We start from the raw sequence: 17,698 nt of genomic DNA, 5'->3' as shown, positions 1-17,698 counted from the left end.
ACGTCGAATTCATTGCTCGCTAAAAATTTCTTTCTTAAAATATAAAAAAAAGGAGCGTCACATATGGAGTATAAAAGAATTACAAGCATACAAGACCCGTTATTTAAACAAATGCACGAACTCATGCAAAACGTATTTCCTCCTGAGGAAGTATTAGAGTTTGACTTATGGAAGGAACCTTTAGAGGATCCGGGCATTCGCGTATTTGTAGCGGTTCATGAAGATAAAGTTGTTGGCGCGACAGAATACCGCTATTATGAGGATTTCAACGTAGCAATGACAGACTTTACCATCATTGGTCAAGCAGGGCTTGGTATTGGCCCATTTTTAGCTGAAAACCGCCGTGAAGATTTACTTGCATTAGCTGCAGGGAATGGTAAAAAGCTCTACGGCATGTTCGCTGAAATTTATGATCCATATCGGGTGGAGCATCATGAATTTGGCGGCGTGAAGCCAATGGACCCGTATGTTCGCCGTGAGGTGTTATCTCACCTGGGCTACAAACGTCTGGATTTCTCTTATATTCATCCGTCTTGGAATAATGATGGCGAGGCAGTTGAAGGATTAGACCTTTGCTTCCTGCCGATGCAAAAAGAAACAACGCACATTGCATCAGAACTCATTGTCCAATTTTTAAGACGCTATTATACCGTATTGCCAAACAAACCGCAGTCTTGGTATGAGATGGTAGAGAAGCTAGAAGCAAAGGAAACAATTGCGTTGCTGCCGTTATAATAAAAGAGATAAATGTAAGAAGAGGGGGAGCGGCAAAATCATTCGCTGCTTCCCCCTCTTCTTATAGTCCCTATAATCTTATCATCACCTGGGTACCATCTTGTAATGTTACATCAACAATCACAAGACCTCTTTGTTGCTTTAACTCTGTAATTACTACGCTCAGAAAGCGCTTTATCACCGTTGCATCCAAAGGTGCGATAGAAAAGTCTGTGCGCCCTAACCGATGCCGTATCCACATATCTACCTTCCTCCAAAGGAATTTAGAAGACAGCAAAGAGCTAAAAACATATAGAAAACTATATGGAACCGGAATCGTAAATCTGCGGCTCTGATTTGTTTTAATTTTGACTGTCATCATCGAAAAACCTATTCAATAACAACAGCTACAGTATCACCATTAGCTGATTGAATATCGACAATCTGGCCGTCTAATTCATTTTCAATTGCATCGATTAATAAATCAATATCTAAATCTTTTACATATTTCTCTGCTTGCGGCACGTTTAGCGCAATACCATGGCCCGCTTTTAACACAGCTTTCACCAGTTTAATCGGTACATTTACGTTTACGTTGTCGTGCTCCTTCGAAACGACACGTATTTTTAAGATTTTATCTAAATACGAAGCAGACATTGCACGGGGTAATTCTTTTTCCTTCAGCACATGGATCAGCTCAGCTGCTTTATCAGAATCTATTTTTCCTTCTTGTACCATCGTTAGTACCTTTGAAATCTCTTCTTTCATTTGAACTCCCCCTATTCACTTTTTAGTAATCGAATTGCTTCTTCTGCGGTGATTTCACCATTTTCTAACATAGAAACAATTTTTTTCTCATCACGCTGATTTTTTTTCACTGTTTCTGTGTCATACCCAAGCGCAGTAATAATATCATTTAATTTCCCACGCACAGTCGGATAAGAGATGCCAAGTTCCTTTTCGACTTCTTTAATATTGCCCCTACAAATCAAAAACGTTTCGACAAATTGAAGCTGTTCTGAAGATAAAGAAGCAATCTTTGATAATTTAAACTCATTTTCAATTGTTGTATGACAACGCGAACAATGTAATTTTGTAATATGTAGCGAATTGCTACAAACAGGACAGTTGCTTAGAACAGAATATGCCATAAGAAAATCCTTTCTCTCATTTGAATTGATTATACAACCGAAAATCAATAAAGTAAATAAAACGATTAATAAAAATTAAAAATAACAACAATAAAATTAATTTTATTAATTCCAAACTTTAAGTTTTAAATAAAACATTCAATTTTATTGTTCGTGATGGAAAATGCGCTTCGTGACTCAGAGGATTTTCACTCTAAGAGCTGCAGCTTTTCAAACTGCATTACAAAAAGGGAAGAAGCATAGCGCTTCTTCCCTTTTCTATCATTATGTTATTTATTATTGTTCTAAGCTAACATCTTTAGCTCTGTTGTTAATTTCAGAAAGGCTTCTTTATCTCCATGTTCCAGTGAGTGATCGATTTTCTTTTGCAGTTGCTCTTTACGGAATTTACGAATTGATTCTTCCAAAACCATTTCAGCAAACAGCGAATACATAGCATCTAACCCAGCTTGTTTCGGTGCATTCAGCATATATTTTTTCATAGAAATCAACTCCCTGTCCTTTTTTACATTATATGCTAAAATTTCAGATTATTCAAATATTTTTTAATTTTTTATTTGAAAATATTTTCCAGTTTATTTTCTCTATATACTAAAGAGGGCAGAGGCTTAGTTGCACTTACATCTTGTTCCTAACATCTCCTCTACGTCAAGCCTACTTTCAGCTGGAAATTTACCACTTATAAAAAAAGAAAACTCGCCGATTGGCGAGCCTTTTAGCAAAGACAAAGGAGCAATATCCCCCGTCACTTCCTTTATTCATGTATATGTACATATAATGAAAGCACCGACTAATTTTCTAACTGCTCGCACTCGTATATGACCGAAGCGCATACCGCCAAAATCGACGTGATAACCATAAAAATACGCCGGCAATTAAAATCGATGCTGCAGCTGCATTTATATCCCATTTCCCTAGCAGAGCCAAAGCCGGTGTGCTTGTAATAAAAGCGGCAGGCAAGACATACGTAAGTACGATGCGCAGCCAGCCGCGATACATACCGATGGGAAAACGTGTCGTTTCAAAGAAGGAATTAAAAACAAACGATAGATCGTCCATGCGAATGACCCAAAAAGCCGTTGTCATGAGAAGCATCCAGAGAGAATAGATGATTATAAACGATGAGCAAATCGTCACACAAAATATAAGTACATCCACCAGAGACGGAATATACTGTTTTTGCACCAATGCATATAGAACAAGAGCGATTCCAAGCAGCACATCAATAAGCCTCCAAAACACTAAATGACGAAAGCTCACGTAAAACATACTATCTATAGGCTTTGTGAGAACATAATCAAATGTTCCTTTGCGAATATGCTGCAGCAGCCGCGACATATTTGGACGAAGTGCAAAATCAATCAATCCCTGCAGCGTGTTGAACACGCCAAGCAACAGCAGCACATCCTCATACACCCAGCCGCCAAGTTTATTCGTTTGATAAAAGAAGATATGAATCGTCAAAATAGCAATCCCGATACCAAACAAACTTGACAGTAAATTCCCGACAAATTCGCTGCGGTACTCCAGCTCTTCTACTAAACATGTTCGAAAAAACTCACGAAAGATACGCCAATATCTTCGCATACTATCCCCCCACTGCCTGGTTTTTCTTAAGTCCCGCCTTCCACAGCAGACTAAGTACAATCACGAAAAAGAGCAACCAGCTCATTGCCCCGACAAAGCCGTACATAATAGCTGTTCCTTGTATACTTCCCGTCACAATTTCAATCGGGAAGCCGATCATATAGCGAAAAGGCAAATACAAGCTAATTTTCTGAATGAGCGGTGGGAGCAGTGATAAAGGGGCAATACGGCCTGACACAAAGAGCGAGATCGCTTCAAACATTCCATATACAGCCGTTACCTTCGTAATCCAAAAGCCAAGAAGACCGAATGAATAGCTAAACAAAAATCGAATAGCAGCTGCGACTATAAGCGCCGCAAGAAAAAGAAGTACCTGCAATGTACTCATTTGAAAACGCAAAGCTGGAACAAAGAGAGCAAGAATGCCCCATATTGGAAGCAAAATCACAAAAAATAACGCCTTATATACAAAATTTTCAGCAATCGCCCAATGAATCGGATGCAAGGGACGAACGATTTGATAAGAGAACGTCCCTTCCCGAATTTCACGCTCAAGCTCCCAAACATCCCAAGCGCTTGTCATCCGTTCTACAAAAATAAGAACAGCAAAGTAAAAAATAAATGCTTCTTCTTGCTTTGGGTAAATATTCATCCATACGAGCATAGTAATGAGCGGCTGCACCATCGCGCCTGTCATCCAAACAATAGTAGCCAGCTGATAGGCGAACATTTCCACGTACTTCATGCGAAGAAGGACAACATATTTATGAATATGAAGCATGAGATCCCTCCTGAAACGCGAGCGTAATGACCTCCTCCATCGGCGGATCCTCAATATTTAAATCATGGACTTCAAACTGCTGCAAAAATTGCGCAGACACCTCTGGAATGCGCTCACGCGGCACACGCAGCGTTACCTTTCCTTCCTCAACCGCAACAAGCTCGCCATATGTGTTCCACGGGATATTCGGGACATCCGGCAAACGCAGTTCCAGCAACTTATATGGCGTGAGCTTTTCGGTTAACACCTTTAAATCGCCGTCATATAACAGCTTTCCATGATTAATAATTAAAACCCGGTCACAAAGCGCCGTGACGTCGCCCATATAGTGGGATGTTAATAAAATCGTTGTTTTGTGCTCACGATTGTATTTTCCGATAAACTGACGTACCTTTTCCTGCGTATGTACATCAAGTCCAATCGTCGGTTCATCCAAAAATAAAATCTTCGGTCTATGCAATAGAGCGGCCGCCAGCTCACACTTCATCCGCTGTCCAAGCGATAGACTGCGCGTCGGCTTTGTCAATAACGGTTCCAATTCTAACAGCTCAACAAGTTCATCCAACGTTTGCCGGAACGTTCGCTCCTCAATCTCATAAATAGCCTTATTGACCAAAAACGTCTCCATCGGCGGAATATCCCAAATGAGTTGACTTTTCTGTCCCATCACTAAGCTCATCATTTTTTTAAATTCTGCTTTTTGTTCAAAGGGAACGTAGCCACCGACTTGAATCTGTCCAGCTGTTGGGTGAAGAAGCCCAGCTAACATCTTAATCGTCGTTGTCTTCCCCGCCCCGTTCGGTCCTAAAAACCCGACAATTTCCCCAGATGGGATATGAAACGAGATATCCTTCACCGCTTCTACAAGGTGGTACTCCCGCTTAAATAAACTGCGCAGCGCATCGGTCCAACCAGCCTGCCGAACATGGATTTGAAATTGTTTGTTTAACTGCTGCACTTCAATCGACATACATACCTCCACTATTTTTTATTTAAAGAAAACTCGCCGCGCACCCTTCTATGCACAAGGTCCTTTGTTCTAGTACACGGACAGTTATTCTAAAGAAGGAGTGAACTACATTCACTAGTAAACACCCTACAAGATCCTTGTACTTTCCCGCAGTGTGAAAAAGCCTTTTATTTTCCACTCAGGAAAACAAGTAGATAACCTGTGTTCTATTATAATAATTCCTCGAAATTATGCCCAATTCTTTCTATTTTTTCGGATAAAAAATTTCTATAAGATTAACATATGCTATAATGAAATCGATCACATCTTTATTCGAAGGGAGTATACAATCATGACAAGCAACAAGCAGTTTGTTGGATACATTGGTACGTATACAAAAGAAGGCAGCAAAGGCATTTATAAATTTACACTTGATACAGAGGCACAGACAATGAGCCAAGTTGAGCTAGCTGCAACATTGGACAACCCTACATATGTAACAATTAGCCAAGATAATCAATATTTATATTCTGTTGTGAAAGACGGTGACTTAGGCGGTGCAGCTGTCTATTCCATCAACAGCGAAGCAAACACATTAGAATTTGTAAATAAGCAGCTTTTAGAAGGCGCCTCTCCGTGCCATATCAGCGTTGATTCTAACAAGAGCCAAATCGTGACTGCAAATTACCATAAAGGAACAATTGAACTGTATGCAAGCAGCAAAGGCGGTGCATTAAATCCAGCTTCATCCATCGCCGAGCATCACGGCTCTGGCCCGAATGCAGCTCGACAAGAAAAGCCGCATGCGCATTACTCCGGCTTCACACCTGATGAAAAATACATTGTCGCAATCGATCTAGGAATTGATAAACTGATCACATATGCAGTAAAAGAGGGTGCTTTATCCGAAGTACATGCATTGTCTGTAAAACCTGGAAGCGGCCCAAGACATTTGGCATTCCATCCTAACGGTAAATACGCATACATCATGACTGAGCTTAGCTCAGAGGTTATCGCCCTTGCCTATAATGCAGAGGATGGCAGTTTCACTGAGCTGCAATATATCTCTACCATTCCGGCAGATTTCACGGAAAACAACCAAGGAAGCGCAATCCAACTTTCTGCGGACGGACGTTTCGTATACGCGGCAAACCGCGGCCATAACAGCATTGCCATTTTCAGCGTAAACCAAGACTCTGGAGAGCTTACTTTCGTAGAGCGTACACATACAGAAGGAAACTGGCCGCGCGACTTCCGCATCGATCCAACAGGCGCCTTCCTTGTAGCTTCCAACGAAGAATCTGGAAATCTTGTGTTATTTGCAAGAAACGAACAAACAGGAACGTTGCAGCTGCTGCAATCAGACGTACGTGTACCGAAGCCTGTATGTGTTGCATTTTTGCATACAGTCTAAGAAAAGCGGACAAGGCCCGCCTTTTATGGCAGCGTAGGGGTGGGCCGGAGTAAAAGGCGCTTTTTTCCTTTTGCGGAGGTTCAGCCTGGAGTCTGCCATTTTGGGCCTTGGGAGCTAGACATCACCCCGAAAAGTTATACTTTCTTATCTAATAAGAAAACTCGCCAATTGGCGCGAGCCGTTAGCTGAAGGCAGAGGTGTATAGCTGCACTTACACTGTATTCCTAAAATTTTCGACTACTTCGCATGGCTCTAGCTGGAAATGTATACTTTCCTACAGTGGAACAAAGTCCCCCTTCCATAGGATAAAAGGGGGACTTTTTCATTCTGAAATCATAAATTGCTTGATAAAAACGATTATTTAGTAAGTTGATTTCGATCTTCAACCTGCGGCGGCTCCTCCATCCATCCATTTTTAATCATAATTTTCCCGCCTTCTTGAGCGAAAGCAAAAATATCTTTTCCAATAAAGGCCATTTTTGCTGGCAAATCGCTTCGCAAACTAAATGCACCTCCCAATGCATTACTTCCAAGTCCAAATGAGGCTAATAAACTTGTATTGTACATCATCAATTTATCGGAAAACGGCGCCGTTTTTGACGCAGTTGCTTTACCGGCGTGAGTGGCTGGTGGTTCAATAAAACTTTGCCGTAAAAATTCACCCAGGTCCATTTCAATTTTTTCGGATAATTTCATCCCTTTGACAAGATACTTTTTCACATCTTCATTCGTAGCAACTTGCGCAAAGCCAATCATTAATTGCATCCCTACAAGGTTTGTTTCAATGGCATGATGGATGAGGGAAACTTCAACCGTATTTAAGGATCTCTTTTCATTAAACAAATTCAATCCACCTATATACTCTTTATCCTGCACAAAACGAACCTCTGTTGGCATCGACACAAAAGGAGGACGTATCAAAACCCCCTTTTTCAGAAGAAATTGAGTTGATTGACTGTTTATCGCTTGGGACTCTGCAGTTAAACCTATAAAAAAATCTTCAATATCTTTTCGATAAGTCATACCTGTAAAAAGTGCATATAGACTCATTTCCACTTTCGTCATCAGATGCAGATACATAATATCGTACATGTAATCATACAGCTTTGGAACACCTTTATGTACGTCACCTTCTGTAAAACCCATGGGAATGACTGCCCCTTCTTGCTGGAGAATGCTTGTAATCGCCTCTACACTTTGGACAGCTCTATTATAATGCAACTGCAACAGTTGTTTCGCTTCATCATCAGCATGCTCGATAAAATGTTCCAACATCCTGATGATCATCGTTTTTTCTTGATAAGTCATCCACAAATTAGCCAATTCTGACGATGTGATAGGCGCTTGACCTGATGTTGTCATTCTATATCCTCCTATGTTTTATTTTCTTACTGTAACCACAAGGACACTATTTTATAAATAAACATTTCCTACAGTGAAGCAAAAACGGCAAGGATTTATCCCCTGCCGTTTTTGTTGAATATATACGATGTTACAATAGTTATTGCGAGTGACAGCTTAACATTTAAAGAATAGGCGCCATCGTTTCTTTTAACACTTTAACAGAATGTGTAAATTGTTCTTTCTCTATCTCATTTAACTGAACCTCAACTACTTCTCTGACGCCTCCACGATTAATAATAGCAGGTGCTCCAATATAAACATCGCTATGTCCGTATTCACCATTTAAAAATACAGATACAGGCAGCACACTGTTTTCATTATTAAGTATCGCTTTTGTGATCCGAACGAGAGACATTCCAATCCCATAGTACGTAGCACCTTTTCTTTCAATAATATGATATGCCGCATCACGTACATTCACAAAGATATTCTCCATGTGTCCCTTTGTAAACTCTCCTTTTCTTTTAAGAAAATCATCCAGCGGCTCAATTCCAATTGTAGAATGACTCCAAACAGGTAATTCAGTATCACCATGTTCTCCAATAATTAATGCATGCACGCTTCTTGGGTCTACATTGAAATAATCTCCTAGCATAAAGCGTAAGCGCGCTGAATCCAAAGTTGTTCCTGAACCGATCACACGCTCCTTCGGCAGTCCAGATTCTTTCCAAGTGACATATGTTAGTATGTCTACTGGATTTGTAGCTACTAAGAAAATGCCGTTAAAGCCGCTTTCCATTACGTTTCGTACAATCTGTTTGAAAATATTAGTATTTTTCACCACTAAGTCTAGGCGTGTTTCACCGGTCTTTTGTGCTAATCCTGCAGTAATAACGACCAAATCTGCCTGTTGGCAATCCTGGTAAGTGCCGTTCCACACTTTTGTTGGCTTAGGAGCAAACGGAATCCCATGATTGAGGTCCATTGCCTCTCCCTCTGATTTAGCTTCATTCACATCTATTAAAACCAGTTCCTCTGTAATTCCTTGATTAATCATGGAATACGCATAGCTGCATCCTACAGCCCCTGTTCCAATTAAAACAACACGATTGATTTTCTGATTCATTTTCAACATCTCCCTCGCGTAAATTTGTAAGGAAAATTCTCTTACTATTGTAGCGATAAGTTTTAATATTTGATACGTTGATTATATATTAAAACTTGTGAACTTTTTCACATAAACATTGACTTATTTGTGAACTTTTTCACATTTATAACTATAAAAACATTTTAAAGAAAACTCTCTGATTGGCAAAGACAGAAGCATAGCTGCACTTACACCTTGTTCCTAAAATGTCCTGCTGCATTAAATGGTCTCCTAGCTGGAAATTGATACTTTCCTACAGTGAAAAAAACCACCTCCCCTTAATGGGAGATGGCTTCTACTACTGGACTTATTTTCACTGCACTTGCTTTAAATCCAGGCATTCTACATGTCGGATCCAAGTCCTTTGGAATTAAAAAATTCACATTTTGTGAATCAGCCCAATGAAATGGAACAAACACTGTATCCTGCCTAATCTTATCAGACCACTGGCTTCTGACCACAATGCTTCCGCGCCGTGATTCTACTTTTACAAGGCTCTGATCCTGTATATTATATTTCATCGCTGTTGCCGGATGAATTTCCATAAACGATTCGAAGTTTCTCGCTGCAAGCGACGAGCTTTTTCTCGTTTGTACACCTGTTAAATAGTGTGACATAACGCGTCCTGTTGTTAAATAAAGCGGAAACTCTCCATCTGGTTTTTCTTTCGGAACAACTGAGTTGTTTGAAACAGCAACCATTACCGCTTTGCCATCTGGATGGGCGAACGATTCTTCAAACAACCGCTTCGTTCCCGGATGTTCCGGATCCGGACAAGGCCATAAAATGCCGTTTTCCTTACGCAGACGATCGTACGTGATGCCAGAATAATCTGCAAGCCCCCCACGGCTCGCTATCCGTAATTCATTAAAAATCTCCTCGGCAGATGAGAACGAGAAGTATTCTCCCTTACCAAGCACTTTAGCAATATCGCAAAGAATTTGCCAATCGTGTCTCGCTTCCCCAGGACAAGGCTTGCTTGCTTCCCGAAGCGTAACACGTCCTTCTACGTTCGTCATCGTTCCTTCGTCTTCTAAGTAGGAGGAAGCCGGCAAAATCAAATCTGCTAATCTCGCAGTCTCAGAAATAAATAGATCAACCGCCACGAAAAACTTTAATTTTTGTAATGCCTCCTGCACAAGATGAGCATTCGGATTGGACACAATTGGATTAGAGCACATCAGCAGCATACCAGTAATCTCACCGCTATGAACCTTTTCCATCATTTCATACGCCGAAACGCCTTTTCTTGGTAAATCTTCAGCACGGACACCCCATACATCTGCAATGTACGCACGGTGCTCTTCATTTTCAATCAAACGGTAACCTGGAAGCTGGTCTGCCTTTTGACCGTGCTCCCTTGCTCCTTGACCATTACTTTGACCGGTTACAGCTCCATAACCGCAATACGGCTTACCCATTTTACCCGTAGCAAGCAGAATATTGAGAAAATTACGAACAGCAGCGGAGCCATCTGTTTGCTGTTCAACTCCTCTTGCTGTAAAAATCATCCCTGTTTCTTCACGTCCGAAGATTCCGCCTGCCTTGCGAATTTGCTCAGCTGGTACGCCTGTTAACTCCGCAATTTCATCCATATCTAGTGCGGCAACATGCTCCGCTACCTCATCAAATCCTTTTACACGCTCACGAACAAACGCTTCATCTACTAAACCTTCCTCGATAATGACTTTTAATAACCCGTTAGCTAAAGCCGCATCTGCGCCCGGCTTTACCTTTAAATGCAGGTCTGCCATTTTCGTTGTCGCTGTTTCCCTCGGGTCAATTGCAATAATATACGCACCGTTTTCCTTCGCTCTTTCAAAGTATGGCATCATTGTTGGCTGACATTCAGCAATATTTGTCCCTGCCAAAATAATGCAGCGTACATTCGAAATCTCAGACATACTGTTGGTGAATCCTCGGTCCATACCAAACGTTTGGCTTGCAGCGGATGCAGCCGCCGACATACAAAGTCTTCCATTATAATCAATATATTTGGTTTGCAAGGCAACACGAGCAAATTTCCCTAGCAAATACGCCTCTTCATTTGTAATCGATGCGCTGCCGTACACCGCTAGCGCATCATTGCCATCTTCAGCTTGAATACTTGTAAAGTTCTCGCGTATCTTCTCAAGCGCCTGCTCCCACGAAATGCGGACAAATTCACCATTTACCTTCAGTAACGGATACGTAACCCGATCACTGTGCAAAGCATGCTGATGTGCATTCATCCCTTTAATACACAAACGCCCCTCAGAAGTTGGATTGTCTTTTCCGATTGTTTTGTACTGCTTGCGCGATACAATCGACTGCTCAATCAACTGCATTTTGCATTGCATGCTGCAATATGGACATTGTGTATCGTACACACGCTCCGTTTCCGCTTCTTGCTGCCTAGATCGGAAATACTTTAATAACAATTCCGTCATAACTCTCCATCCTTTCTTGCTTATGAGTAGCTTTTACTTGATGTTTTTTGGTAATAAGCTGCATCTGCTTCCAGCCGCTCCAGCAATTGTCGACGAAGCTCTCTATCAAACAACACTTCCCTCACGTGTATGATGCCAACTCGGTCAAGCCATTGCCATGTGCGCTCCAAATAATTGGCTGTCTCTCGGTAATATTGAATAAAACCGCTGATAATTCCAACTGCCTCCTCATTCGTCTCCGCAACACAAAGCAATTGTCCGCTGCGCACATTACGCCCGCTGCTGCCGCCAACGTAGATTTCCCAGCCTCTGTCTATCCCCATAATGCCGATATCCTTCGTTGTCGAGCCCGCTCCATTATGCATACAGGCTGACACACCCATTTTAATTCGATAAGGTGTTGTCACAAATTCTGCTTGCTTTTCTAACAGAACAGCTAGCTCCAAAGCCTTATCCTTCTCACATTGACAGACATGTTCACCGATACATGTTTTTACATTTTGTACCATATTTCCATATGTCGCGCTTAATGGCATATCTAACTCAGCCCAAACGCTCGTTAAATCCTCTTGCTTCACACCCATCAATAGAATGCGCTGCTCACTCGTTATCGCTACATTCGCAATCTGATATCTTTCCGCTACATCAGCAATTTTCCGTAATTGATCTGCTGTTGTTAAGCCCCCGTACATTTGCGGAACAATGGAGTACGTGCCGTCACTTTGTACAATCGCATTCATCTGTTTGTTCATGTATAAAACTTCACGTTTGATTTCGTACTCTGGGTCAATCATTCCTAAATAATACTGCAAAGCAGGACGGCAAACAGAGCAGCCTTCGCTATCCTTCCAATGAAGCTCCTTCATGACCTCTTTCACAGACGCAAGACCACGCAGCTGCATCTCCTGCACAACTTCATCCTCAGTAAGCGCCGTACAAGGGCACATTGGTTTTTTCTCGATTACTTCTTCAAAGTCGTCACTTTGTATATATGCCAATAAATCAGCCACCAAAGGCTTACACCCGCCGCAAGAGCCCGAAGCCTTCGTACAGGCTTTAATCTCTTCAACCGTTGTTAATCCCTTTGTTTGAACGGCTTCAATAATGCTGCCCTTTGAAACACCATTACAATTACAAATAATGCTGCTGTGAGCCATCTGTGCAACCTCATTGCCACTGTCGCTTGATGACTGAAGAAGAGATACTTTATCCGTATCAGACACATCTCGTTGTTTCACAATAATATCAAGCAGTTTTGTACCATCCTTCGTATCGCCAAATAATACAGCACCGATCATTTTATCCTCACGGAACACGGCCTTTTTATAAATACCGTCTGCTGCATTATGAATCGTAACAGCCTTCGCCGTTTCATCCTCTATAAACTGGCCAACCGAAAACACATCAACACCGGATATTTTCAGCTGCGTCGAAAGAACAGAGCCTTCATATCCCTCTGAATCGATTCCACAAATACGCTTAGCTAATATCTTCCCTTGCTCATACAGCGGCTTTACTAGTCCATACACCATTCCTCGGTGTTCGACACATTCGCCGACTGCATATACATTTGGTACACTTGTTTCCAAATAGTCGTTAACGACAATCGCTCTGTTTACTTCTATCCCACTCTCTTGCGCCAGCCGTACATTCGGCCTTACTCCGACAGCCATGACAACCAAGTCAGCTTCTACCTCTGTTCCATCCTTAAAAACAAGCCGCTCTACCCGGTCTTCCCCAGCAATCTCTGCTGTGTGCTTTTCCAGAAGAAATTTCATCCCTTGCGCTTCCAGCTCTGCCTGCAGCATTTTCGCCGCTGTTCGATCAAGCTGCCTTTCCATCAGGTAGTCAGCAATGTGAACAACGTGCACATCCATCCCAAGGTTTAACAGTCCTCTCGCAGCCTCCAGCCCTAATAATCCGCCACCAATAACAACCGCTTTTTTATACTGTTTTGCTGTTTCCACCATCGTTTGGCAGTCTTCAATCGTTCGAAACGCAATAACTCCGTCCTTGTCAGCTCCTGGGAGCGGAAGCATAAATGGAACCGATCCTGTTGCTAAAATAAGAATATCGTACGGTACTTTTCGATCTTGATCTGTCTTAATCACTTTCTTCTCAGTATCAATCGCAGCAACTGTTTCCCCGCTAAACAACTGAATGTTGTTCTGCTCATACCAATCGCGGTCATTGATAACAATATCTGCAACCGATGTGCTGCCTTGTAGCACAGTCGATAATAAAATTCGATTATAGTTTACATGCGGTTCGCTGCCGAAAATCGTAATCTCAAAAGCATCTGGATTATGTTGTAAAATTTCCTCAATGCAACGAACACCCGCCATTCCGTTCCCTACTAATACTAGCTTTTGTTTGTGCATGTCAAAACCTCCGGCAAGTTATGAGAAATTGTCAATAAAACTTTGCATGCTTCTTATTATTTCATAAAACGCAGGGAAATGGAATCTTTAATGTTATAATTTCTAACATTAAAGTTACATAAAAACTATTTGATTTTTCTTCTCGTTCATGTATAATACCTTCCTTTCGACAAAGAACAAATCTCTTTTATAAATACATCAAGGTGAAAATTCACCTTTTTATTGTAAAACCTGTGTATCTTTCTTAATTTCGACAGAAAAAGACGAAAAATGAACGTTATGTTTTCTAACATTGCACGTGACAAAAATGAACATTTTATAGTATTCTTAACGCAACAAACAGCAGGCATACAAATTCAAACACAACCGGGGGTATCGCAATGAAACGTGTCAACTTATTCTCATTCATTATCTTACTTGGAAGAATCGCCTTCTCTAAAAAGTATAGTGTAGGTTGGTAATTACTCGTTTACACATAAAGAAAACGCGCTGATTGGCGAGCCCTGCCCTTGTGTAAGGACAGAGACGTAGCCCTACTTTATTCCTACAATTTCTCACTACATCGAATGGTCTTCTAGCTAGAAATTTATACTTCCTTAAAAGGTAAAAAATAACAAGAGAAAAGACGGACATTGTCCGCCTTTTCTCTTGTTATTTTTTACCAATTTCTTTTTTCCTGCACAACCTACAAGACAAAGGTTTTCATCACATAATATCCCGCATATAAAGCCTGCCCGAAAAACACTGCTCCCCACACCGCAGCTGGAATAAACGTAGCCTCCGCCAAGCTCGTCGCATCCCCTGCCTCATATCGATTGGTGACACTTAGCTTGCAAATTGTCCACGCTGATGTAATAGAATCTACAAGCACTACAACGGAGAAGAAAATGCTCACATGAAGAATGAGTACTGTATATTGCTTATAGACAATATATCCAATTACCAGCAAGAAACTAACTGCCCAAAGAAATCCATATAAGTTCCGAACCCAAAACAAAGAAGAGACTGCTGTAATACCAAGAAAAATAAGCAAAATTGTCTGATAGTCGCCCTGTTGCAGCAAATAAAACAAGCCAACCGCTGCTGCGGAGGAACCAGTATAGCCTGCATACGCAACTAACGCTCGTATCGTGCGAGATCTTTTCGTTCTTGTGATAGCTAAACCGCTCGTATCCCGATGCAGCGTAATTTTATGCACCTTCCCGCCTGTTACGATTGCCATCAAACCATGAGATAATTCATGTATTAACGTATTAGCTAATGCTGCAAATGTTTCTGCTGTTCGCACAATCCGATACACTGTTAACAGCCCCCCTGTTCTTGCTTCAGGAAAGCTAAGCAAAATGGGCAAGGCAATAAATACAAATATTACAAGCGCCATGTATGTATAAATCAAATAAATATTTGGCATAATTGCTCCCCTTACCTTCGTGTCATCTTCCATAGTATATCATGCTTTCTTTCCCTTCCAGCAATCTGGACAGAGCCAGCCAAATTCCACCATACATTCACCTGCGTAAAGTTTGATTCCATGCATTGAAATCTCTTACCTGACTTTGGTACAATCTGTACAGGAAAGACAGGTGATAGCATTGGTACAAACTTCCGCATTAATCAGCGAAGTTATTGATCGAATTTCAAGATTGAATATTCTTTCTGTCTATGAAAAATATATGAAACAGGATTTAGAGGATGCCATCCTCTCGATTTACGAAGAAAAATACCATGATAAAGACATCAAGGATGCGCTTCGCATTATTAAACGTAACTCCCTAAACCGGACAAAGCGGCGCTGGGTAAACAGTACAATACAGGATTACGAAAACAAGAAAAAAGGCCGCAAAGAGCTAGCAGAAGAATATGATTTGCTCGAAGCATATTATACGAAATACGGAGAAAAAGCCTTTAAGCAGCAATTCCACAGCTTTTCCTCCCCCACTGAGGTCATTGCATCTAGAATAGAAGAAATTACGCAGTGGAGTGAAGACGATTCACAGTTCTTATCAGACTATCGTTATATTCACGCAAAAACACGTTCGCAAATTGAAAAAGCATTACACGCAGATATTGCCGTCATTCTCGGGATCACGTTAACGGACAACTCCTTTTCACTTCTAGATGAGCTCATTATTGAAAGTCCGTTCAGTACAGTCGAGCACCCTTTCTTTTCGAACACACGCGGCAAGGTGCAGCTTAATCAACCAATGCTTGAACGCGAAGGCAAGCATTACTTTCAAAGCTACTACGACCTTGGCGATGGCACAGACTATCAATTTCTTATTGAAAAGGAATATGTTGAAGAGCATGGCAACAAGGTAAGCGATTTAGACCGTCTGGATTATAAAATTTTTCTTGAAGTCATGAGCAACCGTGATGAGCGCTTTGCGTCTCGTAAAATTATTGAAATTAAAATCGGTGATCTTGTCAAAAATCTATATAAAACCGATGGCACGAAAAACTATAAAATCGTAGAAGAGCGCATTACAAAAATGAAGCATTTCAGCATGACAAAGCGGCAGGATGATGATATTGTATCCTATGGCATTTTTGACTTTGTCCGCATCTACACACAACCAAACGGTACGCGCGTGGCAGAAATCCATGTTAACGAAGTAATTTATCACGATTATATTCAAAAACAAACGATCCGCATGTATAAGAAAAAGGTTGAAAATCTAAGCCTGGATTCTTCCTATCATCTGCTGTTTGCACTGCAAAAGGAACGGCTGTATTGCTATGAGTCGAAATCATCGTATCAGGTAAAACTCAATTATATCTACTTCGCCACAAAAATCCGTTTTAAAAAGCGACGAAAATCAGAAAACTTAAAAGAAGTCGAAGAGGCACTAGAGGAGCTCATTTCCCAAAAAATTGTTGTTCAATCCTACCGCCGTATGGGCGAAGTATTTTGGGTTACCTTTATTCCGCTTGAAGAAAAGGAAGTGCGGGATCTGCTAGAAGGAAAATACGAGTATATGCCGATCGAATACTCGAATTATGATGCACTAACTTAAACGGAGGGATACATGAAGAATGAACGAGATTATTGAACTGCTGCTACAGCATCGATCCATTCGAAAATATGAAGACCGACCGCTATCTGATGAGCAAATCCGATTCATTGTAGAAAGCGCACAAGCGGCATCAACATCCAGCTATATGCAAGCGTACTCGATTATCGGCGTTCGTAATAAAGAAAAAAAGCAACGGCTTGCTGAACTTTCCGGGCATCAGCCTTATGTAGAAGCAAATGGTCATTTTTTCATCTTTTGCGCAGATTTCTATCGCCACACTGTTATTGCCGAAATGGAAGAAGCAAATATGACCGATTCTCTCGAGAGCACGGAGAAATTTATGGTCGCTGTCATTGATGCAGCGCTCGCGGCACAAAATGCGGCTGTTGCTGCTGAATCGATGGGTCTTGGCATTTGCTATATTGGCGGCTTACGCAACAACCTAGAAGAAGTAGCAAAGCTGCTAAACACACCAAAGTACGTCATTCCGCTCTTTGGCATGACAGTCGGCTATCCTGTTCATGAACCAGGTAAAAAGCCTCGCCTGCCGCTAGCGCATATCTATCATGAAGATGCCTACAATCAAGATGAAGAAACATACAAAAAGCAGCTGCAGCAATACAATCAAACCATTAAACACTACTACACAGAAAGAACAGGCGGTACACGAACAGACACGTGGACTGGACAAATGGCGCAAGCTCTTTCACAACCGACGAGAATGTATATGAAAAAGTTTGTGGAGCAGCAAGGGATGAATAAAAGGTAAAGAAAACTCGCCGATTGG

At 41.3% G+C, this 17,698-nt stretch carries 16 protein-coding genes; 4 read left to right on the top strand and 12 right to left on the bottom strand.

The window, feature by feature from the left end:
• Positions 1 to 63: 63 nt before the first annotated feature.
• Positions 64 to 735, top strand: a complete 672-nt coding sequence (locus AAHB12_RS21290; protein WP_129728056.1) for a GNAT family N-acetyltransferase — start codon at positions 64 to 66, stop codon at positions 733 to 735.
• Positions 736 to 805: 70 nt separating this feature from the next.
• Here AAHB12_RS21290 and AAHB12_RS21285 read toward each other — a convergent pair whose 3' ends face one another.
• The 7 genes from AAHB12_RS21285 to AAHB12_RS21255 all read right to left on the bottom strand — a co-directional run bounded on the left by AAHB12_RS21285 (position 806) and on the right by AAHB12_RS21255 (position 5,203).
• A complete protein-coding gene (locus AAHB12_RS21285) occupies positions 806 to 976 on the bottom strand; it encodes a hypothetical protein (protein WP_342046955.1) in 171 nt (56 codons plus the stop codon).
• Between the two features lie 128 nt (positions 977 to 1,104).
• Positions 1,105 to 1,482, bottom strand: coding sequence for an SHOCT-like domain-containing protein (locus AAHB12_RS21280; RefSeq protein ID WP_342046953.1), 378 nt, complete (start codon positions 1,480 to 1,482; stop codon positions 1,105 to 1,107).
• A gap of 11 nt (positions 1,483 to 1,493) precedes the next feature.
• Positions 1,494 to 1,865, bottom strand: a complete 372-nt coding sequence (locus AAHB12_RS21275; protein WP_129728054.1) for a DUF2089 domain-containing protein — start codon at positions 1,863 to 1,865, stop codon at positions 1,494 to 1,496.
• A 284-nt stretch (positions 1,866 to 2,149) separates the two neighbouring features.
• On the bottom strand, positions 2,150 to 2,347 hold the full coding sequence (locus AAHB12_RS21270; RefSeq protein ID WP_129728053.1) for an IDEAL domain-containing protein: 198 nt from the start codon (positions 2,345 to 2,347) through the stop codon (positions 2,150 to 2,152).
• Between the two features lie 316 nt (positions 2,348 to 2,663).
• Positions 2,664 to 3,452, bottom strand: coding sequence for an ABC transporter permease (locus tag AAHB12_RS21265; protein ID WP_342046952.1), 789 nt, complete (start codon positions 3,450 to 3,452; stop codon positions 2,664 to 2,666).
• A gap of 1 nt (position 3,453) precedes the next feature.
• Entirely contained in the window at positions 3,454 to 4,233 is a 780-nt protein-coding gene (locus AAHB12_RS21260) for an ABC transporter permease (protein ID WP_342046951.1), read from the bottom strand.
• On the bottom strand, positions 4,217 to 5,203 hold the full coding sequence (locus tag AAHB12_RS21255; protein WP_342046950.1) for an ABC transporter ATP-binding protein: 987 nt from the start codon (positions 5,201 to 5,203) through the stop codon (positions 4,217 to 4,219). Before AAHB12_RS21255 ends, AAHB12_RS21260 begins: the two co-directional genes overlap by 17 nt.
• Before the next feature lie 331 nt (positions 5,204 to 5,534).
• Here AAHB12_RS21255 and AAHB12_RS21250 point away from each other — a divergent pair, with 331 nt between their 5' ends.
• Positions 5,535 to 6,596 carry a lactonase family protein gene (locus AAHB12_RS21250; RefSeq protein ID WP_342046949.1) on the top strand — a complete coding sequence of 354 codons (1,062 nt, stop codon included), beginning with the start codon at positions 5,535 to 5,537 and terminating at the stop codon, positions 6,594 to 6,596.
• A gap of 357 nt (positions 6,597 to 6,953) precedes the next feature.
• Here AAHB12_RS21250 and AAHB12_RS21245 read toward each other — a convergent pair whose 3' ends face one another.
• The 5 genes from AAHB12_RS21245 to AAHB12_RS21225 all read right to left on the bottom strand — a co-directional run bounded on the left by AAHB12_RS21245 (position 6,954) and on the right by AAHB12_RS21225 (position 15,308).
• Positions 6,954 to 7,958: a DUF3231 family protein gene (locus AAHB12_RS21245; protein ID WP_342046948.1), complete on the bottom strand. Its 1,005-nt coding sequence runs from the start codon at positions 7,956 to 7,958 to the stop codon at positions 6,954 to 6,956.
• 163 nt (positions 7,959 to 8,121) lie between these two features.
• Positions 8,122 to 9,066: an L-lactate dehydrogenase gene (locus tag AAHB12_RS21240; protein ID WP_342046947.1), complete on the bottom strand. Its 945-nt coding sequence runs from the start codon at positions 9,064 to 9,066 to the stop codon at positions 8,122 to 8,124.
• A gap of 299 nt (positions 9,067 to 9,365) precedes the next feature.
• Positions 9,366 to 11,516, bottom strand: coding sequence for an assimilatory nitrate reductase catalytic subunit NasC (gene nasC, locus AAHB12_RS21235; protein WP_129728046.1), 2,151 nt, complete (start codon positions 11,514 to 11,516; stop codon positions 9,366 to 9,368).
• Positions 11,517 to 11,536: 20 nt separating this feature from the next.
• A complete protein-coding gene (nirB, locus tag AAHB12_RS21230; protein ID WP_342046946.1) occupies positions 11,537 to 13,897 on the bottom strand; it encodes a nitrite reductase large subunit NirB in 2,361 nt (786 codons plus the stop codon).
• A 685-nt stretch (positions 13,898 to 14,582) separates the two neighbouring features.
• Positions 14,583 to 15,308: a M50 family metallopeptidase gene (locus AAHB12_RS21225; RefSeq protein ID WP_342046945.1), complete on the bottom strand. Its 726-nt coding sequence runs from the start codon at positions 15,306 to 15,308 to the stop codon at positions 14,583 to 14,585.
• Positions 15,309 to 15,480: 172 nt separating this feature from the next.
• Here AAHB12_RS21225 and AAHB12_RS21220 point away from each other — a divergent pair, with 172 nt between their 5' ends.
• A complete protein-coding gene (locus AAHB12_RS21220) occupies positions 15,481 to 16,911 on the top strand; it encodes a hypothetical protein (RefSeq protein ID WP_246040230.1) in 1,431 nt (476 codons plus the stop codon).
• 19 nt (positions 16,912 to 16,930) lie between these two features.
• The gene (gene nfsA, locus AAHB12_RS21215) at positions 16,931 to 17,680 is read left to right on the top strand and encodes an oxygen-insensitive NADPH nitroreductase (protein ID WP_129728043.1); all 750 of its coding nucleotides are present in this window, start codon (positions 16,931 to 16,933) and stop codon (positions 17,678 to 17,680) included.
• The last annotated feature ends 18 nt before the right edge of the window (positions 17,681 to 17,698 follow it).

Source organism: Bacillus sp. OTU530 (genome assembly GCF_038440375.1).
Note: the sequence above shows the minus strand (reverse complement) of the source record. Positions and strands in the feature narration are given on the sequence as shown.